Annotated in this window: 13 protein-coding genes; 8 read left to right on the forward strand and 5 right to left on the reverse strand. The window is 70.5% G+C overall.

Annotated features, from left to right (window positions below; genetic code table 11):
* Positions 1–8: 8 nt before the first annotated feature.
* From K8638_RS06195 to K8638_RS06210, 4 genes are all read right to left on the reverse strand, one after another.
* Positions 9–1727 (reverse strand): caspase family protein, encoded by a 1719-nt coding sequence (locus K8638_RS06195; protein WP_223753485.1) that lies wholly within the window; start codon positions 1725–1727, stop codon positions 9–11.
* A complete protein-coding gene (locus K8638_RS06200) occupies positions 1724–2482 on the reverse strand; it encodes a hypothetical protein (protein ID WP_223753486.1) in 759 nt (252 codons plus the stop codon). The genes K8638_RS06195 and K8638_RS06200 overlap by 4 nt, the downstream gene beginning before the upstream one ends.
* Positions 2479–3171 (reverse strand): sigma-70 family RNA polymerase sigma factor, encoded by a 693-nt coding sequence (locus tag K8638_RS06205; protein WP_223753487.1) that lies wholly within the window; start codon positions 3169–3171, stop codon positions 2479–2481. The genes K8638_RS06200 and K8638_RS06205 overlap by 4 nt, the downstream gene beginning before the upstream one ends.
* 280 nt (positions 3172–3451) lie before the next feature.
* Positions 3452–5785, reverse strand: coding sequence for a lamin tail domain-containing protein (locus K8638_RS06210; RefSeq protein WP_223753488.1), 2334 nt, complete (start codon positions 5783–5785; stop codon positions 3452–3454).
* A gap of 233 nt (positions 5786–6018) precedes the next feature.
* Here K8638_RS06210 and K8638_RS06215 point away from each other — a divergent pair, with 233 nt between their 5' ends.
* The 5 genes from K8638_RS06215 to K8638_RS06235 all read left to right on the forward strand — a co-directional run bounded on the left by K8638_RS06215 (position 6019) and on the right by K8638_RS06235 (position 11256).
* Positions 6019–6522 (forward strand): transcriptional regulator, encoded by a 504-nt coding sequence (locus K8638_RS06215; RefSeq protein WP_223753489.1) that lies wholly within the window; start codon positions 6019–6021, stop codon positions 6520–6522.
* A 101-nt stretch (positions 6523–6623) separates the two neighbouring features.
* On the forward strand, positions 6624–7475 hold the full coding sequence (gene grpE / locus K8638_RS06220) for a nucleotide exchange factor GrpE (RefSeq protein ID WP_223753764.1): 852 nt from the start codon (positions 6624–6626) through the stop codon (positions 7473–7475).
* 5 nt (positions 7476–7480) lie between these two features.
* Entirely contained in the window at positions 7481–9304 is a 1824-nt protein-coding gene (dnaK, locus tag K8638_RS06225) for a molecular chaperone DnaK (protein ID WP_223753490.1), read from the forward strand.
* A 94-nt stretch (positions 9305–9398) separates the two neighbouring features.
* Entirely contained in the window at positions 9399–9695 is a 297-nt protein-coding gene (locus K8638_RS06230; protein WP_223753491.1) for a hypothetical protein, read from the forward strand.
* Positions 9696–9810: 115 nt separating this feature from the next.
* Positions 9811–11256 carry a serine/threonine-protein kinase gene (locus tag K8638_RS06235; RefSeq protein WP_225937063.1) on the forward strand — a complete coding sequence of 482 codons (1446 nt, stop codon included), beginning with the start codon at positions 9811–9813 and terminating at the stop codon, positions 11254–11256.
* On the opposite strand, the gene K8638_RS06240 is transcribed toward K8638_RS06235, so the two are convergent.
* On the reverse strand, positions 11250–12047 hold the full coding sequence (locus tag K8638_RS06240) for a YsnF/AvaK domain-containing protein (RefSeq protein WP_223753493.1): 798 nt from the start codon (positions 12045–12047) through the stop codon (positions 11250–11252). The genes K8638_RS06235 and K8638_RS06240 overlap by 7 nt on opposite strands.
* 411 nt (positions 12048–12458) lie before the next feature.
* Here K8638_RS06240 and K8638_RS06245 point away from each other — a divergent pair, with 411 nt between their 5' ends.
* The 3 genes from K8638_RS06245 (at position 12459) to K8638_RS06255 (ending at position 15419) form a co-directional block, all read left to right on the forward strand.
* On the forward strand, positions 12459–13166 hold the full coding sequence (locus K8638_RS06245; RefSeq protein WP_223753494.1) for a YsnF/AvaK domain-containing protein: 708 nt from the start codon (positions 12459–12461) through the stop codon (positions 13164–13166).
* A gap of 121 nt (positions 13167–13287) precedes the next feature.
* The gene (locus K8638_RS06250; RefSeq protein ID WP_223753495.1) at positions 13288–14499 is read left to right on the forward strand and encodes an ABC transporter substrate-binding protein; all 1212 of its coding nucleotides are present in this window, start codon (positions 13288–13290) and stop codon (positions 14497–14499) included.
* The gene (locus K8638_RS06255) at positions 14499–15419 is read left to right on the forward strand and encodes a branched-chain amino acid ABC transporter permease (protein ID WP_223753496.1); all 921 of its coding nucleotides are present in this window, start codon (positions 14499–14501) and stop codon (positions 15417–15419) included. The genes K8638_RS06250 and K8638_RS06255 overlap by 1 nt, the downstream gene beginning before the upstream one ends.
* The last annotated feature ends 2 nt before the right edge of the window (positions 15420–15421 follow it).

The following is a 15421-nucleotide window of genomic DNA, read 5'->3' on the forward strand; positions in this document are numbered from 1 at the left end:
CGCTTGCCTCAGCGCCGCAGCGCCAGCTCCACGCCGTAGGAGGGGTCCCAGTGGTTGTTTCCGTCGAGCGTGACGAGGTCCGCGGACAGCGTGGCCCCCAGCCGCAGCTTCAGCCCCGCCAGCGTTCCCGTGACTCCGGCCGCCGCGTGAGTGGTGAGCAGGGTGGAGTCGCCCATCCGCAGCGAGTCCTTCGTCAAGGCCAGCAGGCCCAGGCCCGCGCCCGCCTCCAGGAACAGCGGCGTGCGGTACAGGCCCTCCGTGCCCACCAGCCCCTGCACCGTGGCACGGTGCAGGCGGAGGCCGTCGAGCGCCTCCGCCGTCAGCGCGTAGGTGCCGCGCACGCCGTAATAGAGGAAGGGCCGCAGCTCCATCCGCAGCGCCACGCTCGGGCCGGCGGCGATGGTGCTCAGCCCCAGCGGGGCCCGCAATGCCGTCAGGCCCCAGTCCCACTGCCGCGTCTGGGGGCCGCGCAGCATCAGGTGCGGCAGCGTGCCTCCTTCCGCGGGCGGGAAGGCCCGGGCCAGGTCCACCGGCACCAGGCCGGCGGCGGCCACGTATTGCTCGTAGTAGTGCTTGTCCAGCGGCACCGCGAACAGGCCGCGCCGCAGCGCCTCCTCCGCGGGGCCGCGCTCCTGCATCTCGCGCGAGGCCATCCGCGGCACCCCGGTGGACAGCTCCGCGAGGGTGATGCGCGCCTCGGCGGTGGGGGTGCGCACCCAGTACACGTCGCGCTCGGGCAGGCGCAGCAGCACGTACTGGTCCTCCGAGCGCCGCACGTCCGCCAGGCGCCGGCCGTCCGCGTCCTCCACGGAGATGCGCGAGTGCTCGAAGCCGGAGGGCAGGGTGAGGCTGGGGCCCCGTGGGGCGGGGCCCACCAGCGGGCGCCGGGGCTCGCGGGTGGGTGCGAAGGCGTGGAGGGTCAGCCGCGCGGGCAGGCCCTTCACACCCTTGAGCGACGCGGAGACGAAGGCCCCCAGCTCGCTGTACTCCACCCGCCCGTCGCCGTTGATGTCCGCCGCGCCCATGAGGCCCGAGCGCGCCACGTGGCTGAACACGCCGGCGCGGATGCGGGACCACTCGTGCGTCTCGCCGTCGTCGCTCTCCGCGAAGACGGCGCCCACGGTGGGCCGGGTGGCGAGCTGCTCGCGCGCGAGCATGCCGCGCAGCTCCGCCAGCACCGCCGCGTCCGTCTGACCGCCGCGGCTGCCCACCACGCCGGAGGCGCGGCACGCATCCACGATGACGTGCGTGAAGTCCGCGGCGAGCGGGTCCACCACGTCCGAGTAGAGGGTCGCCTTGTCCAGCCGGCCGCCCGCGAGGGTGAAGTACGCGCGCCCGGCCTCGTCCGTGTTGCCGTGGCCCACATAGATGACGAGCACGTCCGTCTGACGTCCCAGCTCGTCGTCGGCGAGGCTGGCCGCGCGCAGCCGGGCCACCTCGCGCTTCACCTCGTCCGGCGTGGGCGGGCGCGCGCCCGCGAGCACGGGCCGACTCCCGGCCCGAGTCGCCTCGTCCGGGTCCACCAGCAGCGTCGTCTCCACGCCCAGCCGCTGGAGCGTCTCCGCCCACAGCACGCCGTCGTCATCCGCGAAGCGCAGGTCCGGGAGGGAGGGGTCGTCGCTCCCGTTGTGGGCGATGACCAGGGCGCGGCGCACCACCTCTTCCGCCGAGGCGCTGCTTCCGGAGAGCAGCGCGAAGGCCCCGAAGAGCAGTCCCAGCTTTTTCATGGGCCTTCCTTTACCTTGACCTCCTGCTTGAGCACCACGACTCCCCCGGTCTGCTCACCGCGCAGGGCCGCCAGTGCCACTGCCGGGTGGTCCGCGAAGGCAGCCGTGACTTCCACCACGCCCGCCTGCTGGGGCATGGGGACGGTCAGCTCCAGGGGGCCTTCCCGACCCGGGGGACCGGACAGGACGAAGGGACCTGCCGTCACCTCGGCCTTCTTCGCGCCGCGGACCTGGACGGCCACGTGTGAGTAGGGCGCGGTGCCACCGGCGGCGAAGGCCAGCATCGCGCCTGCCTGGCAGTCGTCCCCCGCGTGCAGCTCGCGCATGGGCTGGCCGGCCGCCGCGCAGAAGATGCGCAGCGCCACGCCCGGAGGGGGCGTGCCCTCGCCGCGGGACGTGAACTCACGCGTGTCCGTGGCGGGCGGAGTCAGCACCACCGCCAGGAAGACGGCGGCCACCGCGCCCGCGAGCATCGCCAGCGAGGGCCAGCGCGCCCGCGCTTCTTCCGCGGGAGCCGCCGCCGCCAGGGCCGCCGCCAGGCCGCCCTCCGTCAGCGCCTGCCGCTCCATGGAGGAGGGCATGTCCAGGTTGCCGCCCTCGAGGGCTCGGTGGGCCCGGGCCCATTGCTCGTACCGGGCGCCACAGCGGGCGCAGCCATGAGCGTGGCGCAGCAGGCGGGCGGACTCGCTGGGGGACAGCTCTCCCAGAGACCAGCGCGTCAGACTGGCGTCGATGTGTCTCTCGTACCACCTCATGATGGCATGCTCCCTATTGCGCACAGGGCCATTGAGGCCAGGAGGACTCCCAGCTCCATCCGCCCGGGCTCGGCCGAGGCCTCCAGCCAGCCCGAGGCCTTCAGATGCTCGGTGAACTGCGTCCGCAGCCGCTTCTCGCGCACCCGGACCTCTCCTCGGGTGAGCTGGAGTTGCTCGGCGGCGGATTCCTGCGACAGCCCTTCCACGAAGCGAAGCTGTGCCAGCGCGCGTCCCTCTTCCGGCAGCGCGTCCAGGAAGCGGCGCACCAGCGCGCGCACCTCCGTGCCCAGCGCCTCCTCCTCCGGGCTGCGGCTCTCGGTGGGCAGGTGGCTCAGCTCGGGCGCGTCGTCCATGGGGACGGCTTCTCGCGCCACGCGCCCGGAGGCGCGCATCAAATCAATGGCCGTCGAGCGCGCCACCGTCAGCAGGAAGCCCAGGTAGGGACGGACCCCGTCGTAGGCCTGCCGCATGTTGGGCCGGAAGGCGCGGACGAAGGTCTCCTGGTGCGCCGCGTCCAGGTCCAGCGCGGAGAGGGCCACCGTCCGCGTTCCACCGTCCCCACCCACCGCGAACCGGCGCGAGAGGTAACGCAACACCTCCGGCGAGTACTTCCGGTACACCTGCGTGAGGACGGCCGCATCCCCGCGGCGGAAGGCCTCCAAGACGGACCTGTCATTTCCTGGCAGCACGGACACTCCCGGTCCCAGTCGAGCGGCCCGGGCCCCGTGCCCTGCCGTCCGTCTCCCTCACAAAAAGAGATACGGAACGTGCTCGAAATCTGGGTTGTGCCAAGGAACGACGAACGGTTGATTTATTGAGCGATTGGGCGGAATTCGTTGCGCGGGCGGGGTTGTACGGGCGCGAACGACAGTCGCCTGGGGGGCTTCCGGCCAGCCGGAGGCAGAGTCAGGGCGGCCCCATCCTTATATAGGGGCCACTCCGGAGCGCTCCGCCCGGACCCGTGGAGCGTCAGAACGCCGAGCCGTTGACGCGCTTGCCGGGGGAGGCGGTGAGGGTGGAGGACAGGGTGTTGTGCAGCACCCAGCTCCCGGTGGCGCTGGCGTCCGGGCTCCGGTTGTAGGAGACGCCCTGGTAGGTGTCCTGGTAGTTGTGGCTGTCCTGCACGCTGCCGTCCGGCAGGACGAGGTACACCGTGTCCCCGCTGCCACTCACGTTGACGCCGCGGTTGAAACGCAGCCCCTGATAGACTCCGTTCAACAGGCCATTGGAGTAGTCGGCGTTCGTGGCCCCGGCGGGGACGGCGGAAGCCCCCGAGTAGACGACGTACACCTTGCCTGGCTGCAGCACGGTGCCGGCGGGGAAGGTGTGCCGGGCGGGCCTGGCGCCGCTGTACGACTCGTCATCGTGAATCTTCCAGCCGCCCAGGTCGACGGTGGTGGTGCCCGTGTTGAGCAGCTCCACGAACATCTGGTCGTAGTCCGGGGTGCTCGTCCCCGGGGCGTTGTTCGGCTGGGGCAGGTACTCGTTGATGAAGACGGCGTGTGGGACGCGGTTCAGCACGAAGGCGCCATCGCTGGCGTCGGAGAGGGTGGCATCCAGTGCATCGCTCACCCGCACGCGCGCGCCGCTGGACGCGTCGTAGGGCACCGTCCACGCGTAGCGCCCGGAGGCGGCGGACACGGAGGCGGCCACGTCGCGCCAGGTCGTCCCGTTGTCCACGGAGTACTGCAGCCGCACCGAGTTCACGCCGTTGGAGACCCAGGTGATGTTGTACGGTGTCCCCGCCAGCAGCGTCTCCCCGCCGTTGGGTGCGGTGAGCCGGAGGGCTCGCACGTTGCCCTGCCCGAAGTCGTAGCGGCTGAGGATGGGGTAGTGGTCGGACGTGTTGTCCTTGTAGCCGGTAATCGCCGGGCGAATCACGGTGGTGGAGTTGGCGACGTAGGCCGCGTACACCTCGTTGGTGGCGAGCTGGTGGTCGATGAAGGTGCTGCGTCCCACCGTACTGCCCACGTTCGCCAGGGACAGGGCCTGGGTGGCGAAGGTGTAGTCGGCCGTGTCGCTGACGAAGTCGCGGAAGGGCGTGTCCCGCTTCTGCTGCGTCACCGGGTCCGTCACGGTGGACACGTCCACGTCGTCATTCCAGTCGCCCACCACCATGACCCGCTGCGTGGGGAGCTGGGTGTCCAGGTAGCTCTTGAGCCTTCCGGCCGCGGCGACGCGCTGGTTGTAGTCGTCCGTGGGGTCGGCGCTCGTCGTGGCCTTCAGGTGCACCACCAGGACGGTCATGTCCACGCTGGCGCCGCCCCGGGTGACGCGCAGGTCCACCCGCAGCGGAGGCCGCCCGGCGAAGTCATTGTCGTACTGGGTGAGGACGACGTCCGCCCCGAGCACCCGCACCACGTCCGACTTGAAGAGCACGCCCAGCTTCTGCTCGTTGGTTCGGTAGTAGCTCGCGCCCGAGGGCACGCGCGTGGCGTCGTCCGCGAGGAAGCCGTCGTAGCCGGGCAGCTGCGCCTTCAGCTCGTTGAACTGCGACGTGCTGACGATTTCCGCCAGGCCCCAGATGTCCGCGCCCGCGTCGGCGATGACGGCCTGGGCGTTGGCGAGCTGCAGCGGCTCGTCGCTCGGCCCGTAGGTGGTGTCCCCGAACCACTCGATGTTCCAGTTGGCCACCGACACCGGGAAGGTGCCCGTCGGGAGCGGGCCGCCGTCTGGCTGCCCCCCGTCTGGCTGCCCCCCGGAGTTGCTCACCCCCAGCGACAGCCGCGCCTCGGCCGTCGCCCCGCTGGCGTCCTGCACGCGCAGGGTGAACGAATAGATGCCGGCCGCCTGTGGGACGCCGCTCAGCACTCCGTCCTGGCCGAGGCTCAGTCCCAGGGGCAGCGAGCCGTCCGCCGATGACCAGCGCAGCGGCGGGTGGCCACCGCTGGCGACGAAGGTGTGCAGGTAGTTGCCGCCCACGGTGGCGCTGGGCATGGCGGCGCCCGACACCGCGAGCGCGGGCCATACCTTCAGCCCGTAGGTGCGGACGTCCTCGTGGCCCTCCGCGTCCTGCACGCCCACGGTGAGGGTGAACTCGCCGTCCTCGCTGGCCGGGCCCGTCAGCTTCCCCTCCGCCGTAAGGAAGGAGAAGCCCGGCGGCGGCGCGCCCATGAACGAGTAGCGCAGCGGCGGGGTGCCGCCGGTGGCCGTCAGCACGGCCTCGTAGGCGGCTCCCACCGTGGTGGCGGGCAGTTCAATGGCGGGAAGCCTGGGACCTTCCGACGGGTCTCCACGACCTTCGGAACAGGCACTCAGCAGGACGAGGACGGCGAGCGTCCCGGCCACTCGGGCGGACAACATGTCGGCGGGCTCCAGCGCGGGCCCTGGGGAGGGGGCTCGGCGCGCATACTCTAACGCCTTTCACCGCTCGCTTGCACGAGCCGCGTGACAGATGTTTCACGCGACACGCCCAGGGCAATCGTCGCGTTTCTCATGCGTGTGTTCAGAAAGCCCAGGAAGGTTTTGCGCTCCCGGCGGGCGTGGAGTGGAATGCTTCGAAGGGGGGCCCCGTCGCCCCACGGAGGACACAGCACATGGCCGAGAAGTGGGACAAGCAGCTGATGGACTTCCTCAAGCGCACCGGTGACGAGCTCAAGCGCACCACCGAGGACCTGCGTGGCGAGGCTCAGCGCCTCCTTCATGAGGTGAAGGACCCGCGCAACCAGGCCAAGGTGAAGGAGGGCCTGGAGCAGCTCCGCACCTGGGCCACCACCACCAGCAAGGTGGCGACGGAGAAGATTGAGTCCGCCGTGCGCCAGGTGGAGGGCGCCGTGGAGCGCGCCTTCATGCCGGAGGAGGGCGGCCAGGAGCCCACGGGCGCGAAGGCGGCCCCGGCTCCGTCCGGAGCGGCCACCACGGGCGCCACCGAGGCCCCGAAGGCGGAGCCTCGCGCCGCCAGGAAGGCCGGAACCAAGTCCATTGGCCGAAAGAAGGCCGCCGCCAAGGGGGCTGCCTCCCGCCCGGCCGCCAAGGCGGCGAAGAAGGGGGCCTCAGCTTCCAAGAAGACGATTGGCCGAGCGAAGAAGCCCACGTCCTGAGCGTGAAGTTCCACCCCGCATGGAGCCGGTCTGCTCGCACTCCAGGGTTGGGCTCCGGCGGGTGTTCGCTCCAGTTGGAACGGTCCGCGGTGCGTGAGATAGTGCGCGCCGTGGCCGGCGACAATGAGAAGGGCAGCATCCAGACGGACATCGGTCAGGACGTCATCGACGCGGCGGTGCGCAGCGTGGAGCGTCATATGAGCGAGGACGAGGAGGTGACCGTCGTCGAGGTGCAGGCTTCCGAGCCCGCCTCCGAGGCCCCTCCCGCGGGGGAAGGTGACTCCGCCACCGCGACGCCCGGGGAGGTCGCGGCGCTGCGCCAGGAGGTGGAGTCGCTCAAGGCGCAAATCGAGTTCAGCCAGGCCAGGGCCCGCGAGACGATGGAGCGGCTGCGCGAGGCGCACGAGCGCGCCAAGGAAGCGCAGGAGCGCACCGTCCGCGCCGCCGCGGACCTGGAGAACTACCGCAAGCGCGCCCAGAAGGAGAAGGAGGAGGTCCAGCGCTTCGGCTCGGAGAAGCTGCTCAAGGACCTGCTCCCCGTCATGGACAACCTGGACCGCGCGCTGGAGGCGGCGTCGAAGTCTCCGGACATCGACAGCTTCCAGAAGGGCGTGGCCATGACGCGCAAGTCCTTCGAGGACGCGCTCGCCCGCCATGGCGTGAAGTCCTTCAGCGCCAGGGGCCAGCCGTTCGACCCGCGCATGCACGAGGCCATCCAGCAGGTGGAGACGGCGGAGGTCCCCGCCGGCCACGTCGTCTACGAGGTGGTGCGCGGCTTCTTCCTCAACGAGCGGCTGGTGCGCCCGTCGCTCGTCGTCGTCGCCCGCGCGCCCGCGCCGGCCGAGGCATCCACCATTACCCAGCCGGCGGAGGTCGAGGGGACCTCCACGTCCGGCGCGGAGGGGGCCCCCACGCCCCCGCAGTCCGAGAACTCTTCCGGGGGGAGTCAGTAAGCGTCATGGGCAAGGTGATTGGAATCGACCTCGGGACGACCAACTCCTGCGTCTCCGTCATGGAGGGCGGCGAGCCGGTGGTCATCCCCAACAGTGAAGGCAGCCGCACCACGCCTTCCATGGTGGGCTTCACCGACTCCGGCGAGCGCCTCGTCGGGCAGATTGCCAAGCGGCAGGCCATCACCAACCCGGAGAACACCGTCTTCGCGGTGAAGCGGCTCATCGGCCGCAAGTACGACTCCCCCGAGGCGAAGAAGGCCATCGGCGTCAGCTCCTTCCGCGTGGCGCCCAGCCCCAACGGCGACGCGTGGGTGGAGATTCGCGGCAAGGGCTACAGCCCGCCGGAAATCTCCGCCATCGTGCTGATGAAGATGAAGCAGACGGCGGAGGACTACCTCGGCGAGCCCGTCACCGAGGCGGTGATTACGGTCCCCGCGTACTTCAACGACAGCCAGCGCCAGGCCACCAAGGACGCCGGCCGCATCGCGGGCCTCAACGTCCTGCGCATCATCAACGAGCCCACGGCGGCGGCCCTGGCCTACGGCCTGGACAAGGTGAAGGACGGCGGCACCGAGCGCATCGCCGTCTACGACCTCGGCGGCGGCACGTTCGATATCTCCATCCTGGAGCTGAACGCCGGCGTCTTCGAGGTGAAGAGCACCAACGGCGACACGTTCCTCGGCGGCGAGGACTTCGACCAGCGGCTCATCGACTACCTGGCCAAGCGCTTCTCGGAAGCGAACAACGGCCTGGACCTGCGCAGGGACCGCATGGCGCTCCAGCGCCTGAAGGAGGCCGCCGAGCGCGCCAAGCACGAGCTGTCCAGCGCGCCGGAGACCGAGGTCAACCTCCCCTTCATCACCGCCGACGCCACCGGCCCCAAGCACCTCACCGAGACGGTGGACCGCGCCACCTTCGAGGCGCTCGTCGCCGACCTCATCGACCGCTCCATCGAGCCGTGCCGCATCGCCCTCAAGGACGCGGGCGTGACGGCGCAGCAGATCAACCAGGTGCTCCTGGTGGGCGGCATGACGCGCATGCCGCGCGTGCAGCAGAAGGTGAAGGAGTTCTTTGGCAAGGAGCCGCACAAGGGCATCAACCCGGATGAAGTCGTGGCCGTCGGCGCGGCCATCCAGGGCGGCGTGCTCAAGGGCGAGGTGAAGGACGTCCTCCTCCTGGACGTGACGCCCCTGTCGCTGGGCGTGGAGACGGCCGGTGGTGTCTTCACCAAAATCATCGACAAGAACACCACCATCCCCTGCAAGAAGAGCCAGGTGTTCTCCACCGCGGTGGACAACCAGCCGCTGGTGAGCGTGCACGTGCTCCAGGGCGAGCGCGAGATGGCGGCGGACAACAAGACGCTGGCGCGCTTCGAGCTGGTGGGCATCCCCCCGGCGCCCCGCGGCGTGCCGCAGATTGAAGTGTCCTTCGACATCGACGCCAACGGCATCGTCCACGTCGGCGCCAAGGACCTGGGCACCGGCAAGGTCCAGCAGGTGCGCGTGGTGAGCAACTCCGGCCTGTCCGAGGCGGAAATCCAGGCGATGATTTCCGACGCCCAGGCGCACTCGGCGGACGACAAGAAGAAGAAGGAGCTGGCGGAGCTGCGCAACAACGCGGACGGGCTCATCTACACCACGGAGAAGAGCCTGGAGGAGTACGCCAGCCTCCTGTCGGAGAAGGACCGCGAGGAAATCAAGGCGGACCTGGAGCGGCTGAAGGGCCTGCTCAACACGACCGATGCCGCCGCGCTGAAGGAGGCCTTCCAGCGGCTGGAGGGCAGCGCCTACCGCATCGCGGACGCCATCTACACCGGCCAGGCGAGCTGAGCCCGGGCTCCGGGCCCACCCCGGGCGCGTGCAATCGTTTCCGCGCCCGGGCGTAGAGGGACGCACCACCGCAGTCCGCTGAAAGGCGTCCGCCATGGATACCACCGAAGCCGTCGTCACCGTCCTCATCGTGACCATGACGATTGGCATCCCCGTCGCGGGGCTCACCCTGCGCTTCTCCCTCAAGCCGCTGGTGGAGGCCTTCATCCGCATGCGCGAGGTGCAGCTCGGCGCCTCCGACACCCTCCTGCTGCGAGAGCGCGTGGCCCACCTGGAGCGTGTGCTGGAGGCGCATGGCCTCCTGGACGCGCGCCAGCCCCTCAGTCTTCACCAGGGCCCGTCCGAGCGGCTCCCCGCCGGCGTCCCCCTGAAGGACCGGGAGCGCGTCTAATACGGGTTTACCCGTCTTCCAGGGGCAGTGGCCGCGGGTGTTGAATGCACCCGTGGACTTTCCCTCTCTGCAGACGGAGGTCGCGTTCCTGCGCGGCCTGGTGGCCGTCCACCGGATGGCCGACGACATCCTCGAGGACTGCCTGGAGCGCGGCCTGGACCTGGACGCCGGGGTGGACGTGTTCCTCACGCAGTGCGCGCGGATGGTGCACGCGCCCGCGGGTTTCGTGTCGCTGCGGGGCACTCGCGGGCCGGTGCTGACGCGCGTGCTGGGCCACCTGGGTGTGGACGTCTTCGAGGCGGCGCACTGGACGGGGCCCCGGCGGTTGCCGGACGGGCGGATGCTCTTCTGCACCCGGCTGAAGCTGGGGAAGCTGGAATTGGGGGGCATGGGGCTGGTGGTGGAGGGCACCTTCGAGGACGGCGGCGGACTGGTGATGAAGCTGGTGGAGGCCATCGGCGAGCAGCTCGACACGGCGGTGCTGAGCTTCCTGGCGCTCACGGACGGGCGGAGCGCGCTGGAGCGGCTGGACGAGCTGGAGCTGGACGACGCGCAGGAGCCCCGCGGGCGCATTGGCCGCTACGAGGTGGTGACGCCGCTGGGCACCGGCGGCATGGCGCAGGTGCTGGTGGCGCGGGCGCGCGGGCCGGAGGGGCTGGGCCGGCTGGTGGCGCTCAAGCGCATCCTCCCGCACCTGACGGCGGACCCATCCATCATCCAGCAGTTCCTGGACGAGGCTCGCATCGGCCTGCGGCTGTCGCACCCCAACCTGGTGCACGTCTATGACTTCGGCGAGGCGCAGGGCGCGTACTACATCGCCATGGAGCTGGTGCGGGGCGTGGACCTGGACCGGCTCATCCGCTCGCTGAAGGGCCCGCTGGAGCCGGCGCACGCGGTGGCGGTGGTGGTGCAGGCGCTGCACGGGCTGCACGCGGCGCACACCCTGCGGGGCGAGGACGGCGCTCCGCTGCGGCTCGTGCACCGGGATTTGTCCCCGCACAACCTCATGGTGGGGTTTGACGGGCGGGTGAAGGTGCTGGACTTCGGCGTGGCGAAGGCGCGGGCGCAGCGCACGGTGACGCTGCCGGGCATCGTCAAGGGCAAGCCGCTGTACATGTCCCCGGAGCAGGCGCGGGGGCAGCGGCTGGACGCGCGCAGTGACTTGTTCGCGATGGGCCTCATCCTCTACGAGGCGCTCACGGGCCGGCGCGCCTTCGACCGCGGCGACGAGCTGGCCTCCATGCAGGCCATCTGCGACGAGCGGCTGCCCCGGCCGGACTCCATCTCCAGGCCCCTGTGGGACACGCTGGAGGTGGCGCTGGCCAAGCGGCCCGAGGCGCGCTTCGGCAGCGCGCAGGAGATGGCGGACCGGCTGTCGGAAGTGTGTGCCCCGGCGCGCGAGGTGGAGCTGGCGCGGCTCACGTCGAGGCACTTCCCGGACCGGCTGCGCCAGTTCAACCAGATGGACAGGACGGAAGCCGCCGGGAGGCCCGGTGTGCGCGACGGGGCCGAGGAGGAGACGCAGGTCCGCCCCCCCGGCCCCCGCGCGCGCGCTCAGTAGCCGCGCTTGTTCGGGTCCTCGCCAGGCGCGCCCAGTGGACGCGTGCCGCCCTCCACGTCGCCCTCGGTGCGGATGTTCACGTCCTCGCGGCGGACGCTCTCCGCGACGCGGCGCTCCTCCTCGATGGCGTCCTTGTGGATGACGACCTCCTCATCCACCACGGCGCGCTTCTGGACCTCGACCTCCTCGGCGCGCAGCGGCACCACGACAGTCTCCTCCTGGAAGGAGGCGCCCATGGCCGGGCGGTCCGGCGTCACGTCGCGGCGCTCCACGCGCACGCGCTCGCGGCGCACCGGCACGTCCATCACCTTCTCCTCCTCGATGACGTCCTTGCGGACGCGTACCTCACCGGCCTGCTTCTCCCGCTTGAGGACGTCCAACTCCTCCTTGTGCACGGGGATGGAGATGTCCTCCGAGCGCCCCGTCATCGTGCGCTCGCCGCCCATGCGGGTGTCGGTGCCGTAGCCCGTCGCGGTGGTCCCCGTGGCCGGCACGCCCACCGCGCCGGGGCCCACGCCCGCGCCACCGCCCAGGCCCGCCGTCGTGCCCGGCGTCTCCTCGTAGCGCTCCTCGCCCCTCAGCGCATGCAGCGTCTCCTTGCCGTGGTTGAGGATGATTTCCCCGCCGCGGATGTCGCTGATCTCCGAGTACCGGACGAGATAGTCCTTCGGGAAGAAGAGGCCCTTCTCGATGTGGAACTCGCCGTCACCCACGGCGAACACCTTGCCGAGCTTCTCGCCGTCGATGCTGCGGACGGCCATTCCCTCTCTTACGTCGCTGCGCTGGAACATGGCTGGCTCCTTTAACCAGGGTGGGGTTCGCCGAAGCGGAAGGTGCCCCGTGTCCCTGGTGCGGTGACTGCCTGGCCCGTGCGCATGCACGTGGCCTCGGGTGGGTTCCGCTCCGGTCTTATCGGGAAGGTGGGAGCGGGTGGGCCAAACGGCAGTGGCCGGGCGTCGGTGCCAGGGGGCTCGGCACCGCGCCTGCCCGCCCGGACGCACGCCCGCCTCCCCGCCTCCCCCCGAGCCGAGGAGCGCGACGGCAGGCGGGTGTCCCAGCCTGGGACTTCTCACCATGAGAGGGCCCACCCCACCTTCCGTACGCGTGCCGACAGGCCATGAGTGCCCGCGCGGGAGAGGTCCATGCGCACCAGTCAGGCGAGCACGCGGCAGGGGCGCTGAGCGACTCGGGAGGAGCACGGCATGCGCTGGGACGTACGGGAAGGGATGCGGGTCTTCACGGCGGACGGTGCGCGGCTGGGCACCGTGGTGGGCTGCGGCGAGGACACCTTCGTCGTCGAGCGCGGGCTGCTCCGGGCACGGGACTACGTGGCCCGCTACGGCGATGTGGTGGCGGTGCGCGACGGCGAGGTGCACCTGGGCCTCACTCGGTACGAGGTGGCACCCGGCCCGGGTACGCGCGAGGAGGCGGCCGCTCGCCGTCCGGAGGCCGTGCGGGCGGGGACCTTCGGCGAGTCGCAGGACATCGTCGTCCCCCTGGCCCGCGAGGAGGCACTCCCGCGCACCGTGCTGCACGAGGTGGGTCAGCTCCGCCTGCACAAGGTGGTCCGGACGGAGGTGAAACATTTCTCCATTCCCGTGCGGCGCGAGGAATTGGTGGTGGCGCGGGTGTCCGCCGAGGAGCACGGGGGCGAGGCCGCCCGGGGGGCGGAGGGCCGTGCCGTGCCGGGTGGGGCGGCGCCCTTCGAGGAGCACACGCTCGTCATCCCCCTGTACGAGGAGCGGGTGGAGTTCACCAGGACGGCCCATGTCTGGCAGGAGGTCTCCATCTCCAAATCCACCGTCGAGGAGATGCGCCAGGTGCACACCACCGTCCGCCGGGAGACGGCGGAGGTGGAGGAGCAGGGTGAGGTGCTTCACGACGGCCCGGTGGATGGGTTGCACTCCTGACTGACGCAGTGCACGGCGCATGTGGGGCATGGGGCGGCTCGGTTGTGAGCTTGACCCATGGAGAGGGCTCCCCTAGAAAACCGGGGCTTTGCCGTGTCCCCCCTGAAGAGGGAAGCCCCGCATGCGACGACTTGCCCCGATGCTGCTCGCCGCGCTCGCCTTCCTGGCGGCCGCTTGCGAGAAGAAGACGCAGCCCGCCCCGTCCGGTGAAGGAGGCACGCAGGCCACGCAGCAGGGCAAGCCCGCCACGCCCGGTGGCGAGGCCCCGGCCGGCGCGGACGTCATCCTCCTGGGGCAGGTGGGCGCGCTCACCGGTGGGCAGGCCACCTTCGGCATCTCCACGCGCAATGGCATCGAGATGGCCATCAAGGAGGCCAACGCCGCCGGTGGGGTGAAGGGCAAGAAGCTGGCGATTCGCGTCTACGACAACCAGAGCAAGCCGGAGGAGGCCGCCCAGGCCACCACCCGCCTGATTACGCAGGACAAGGTGGTGCTCATCCTCGGTGACGTGGCCTCGTCCAACTCGCTGGCCATGGCGGAGAAGGCGCAGGCGGCGGGCGTGCCGATGATTACGCCCTCCTCCACCAACACCACCGTCACGCAGAAGGGCGACTACATCTTCCGCGTCTGCTTCATCGACCCGTTCCAGGGCTATGTGATGGCGAAGTTCGCCCGCGAGGACCTGAAGCTCAACAAGGTGGCGGTGCTGCAGGACAACAAGAGCGCCTACTCCATCGACCTGTCGGACGTCTTCACGCGCAAGTTCACGGAGATGGGCGGCAAGGTCACCACCACGGAGAGCTACAGCCAGGGTGACACGGACTACCGCGCGCAGCTCACCGCCATCCGCAAGACGCAGCCGGACGGCATCTACGTGCCGGGCTACTACAGCGAGGTGGGCGTCATCGCCCGCCAGGCGCGCGAGGTGGGCCTGAAGGTCCCGCTGATGGGCGGCGACGGCTGGGACTCCGAGAAGCTCTTCGAGCTGGGCGGCAGCGCCATCCAGGGCAGCTACTTCTCCAACCACTACTCGCCGGACAACCCGGATCCGCGCGTGCAGAAGTTCATCGCCGACTACAAGGCCGCCTACGGCAGCGTGCCGGACGCGCTGGCGGCGCTCGGCTACGACGCGGCCCGCGTGGCCCTCGCCGCCCTGGAGCGCGCCAAGGACCTGAGCGGTCCGTCCGTGCGTGACGCCATCGCCCAGACGAAGGACTTCCCGGGCGTGGCGGGCACCATCACCCTGGACGACAAGCGGAACGCCGTGAAGTCCGCCGTCGTCCTGAAGGTCGGAGACGGGAAGACGGAGTACGTCACCACGGTCAACCCCTAATGGCGCAGCTCCTCCAGCACCTCATCAACGGTCTGGCCGCCGGCACCATCTACGCGCTCGTCGCGCTCGGCTACACGATGGTGTACGGCGTCCTCAAGCTCATCAACTTCGCCCATGGCGACGTCATGATGGTCGGCGTCTACATGGGCTACGCCACCGCCTTCGTGCTGGGCCGCGAGGCGCGTAGCTCGTTGCTGGGCGTGGCGCTCATCTTCGCCGTGGCCATGCTGGGCTGCGCGCTGCTCGGCTTCCTCATCGAGCGGTTCGCGTACCGGCCGCTGCGCGAGAAGCCCCGGCTGACGGCGCTCATCACCGCCATCGGCATCTCCTTCGCGCTGTCCTACGGCTTCCAGCTCGACATCGGCTTCCTGCCGGGCGCGTCTCCCCGGGCCTTCCCGGAGGTCATCGAGCCGACGGAGTGGCTCATCATCGGCGACCGCGACGTCGTCGTCTGGAACTGGCAGGTCATCAGCTTCCTCATCGCCGTGGCGCTGATGGTGGGGCTGCAGTACCTCGTGTTCCGCACGCGCTTCGGGCGGGCGATGCGGGCCGTGTCCTGGGACCACCGGGTGGCGGCGCTGATGGGCATCCCCACCGACCGCGTGATTGCCCTGACGTTCATGCTGGGCAGCGCGCTGGCGGCGGGCGCGGGCCTGCTCTACGCCATCAAGGACACGTCGGTGAGCCCGCTGATGGGGCTGTACGTGGGCCTGAAGGCCTTCGTCGCGGCGGTGATTGGCGGCATCGGCCACGTGCCGGGCGCGGTGGTGGGTGCGCTGGTGCTCGGGCTGGTGGAGGAGTTCGTGGTGGGCTACGCGGCCAGTACCTGGCGTGACGCGGTGGCCTTCGGCTTCCTCATCCTGGTGCTGCTGGTGAAGCCGGGCGGGCTCTTCGGCCGCGTCGCCGCGGAGAAGGTGTGATG

Source organism: Myxococcus sp. RHSTA-1-4, assembly GCF_020037125.1.
Lineage (GTDB): Bacteria > Myxococcota > Myxococcia > Myxococcales > Myxococcaceae > Myxococcus.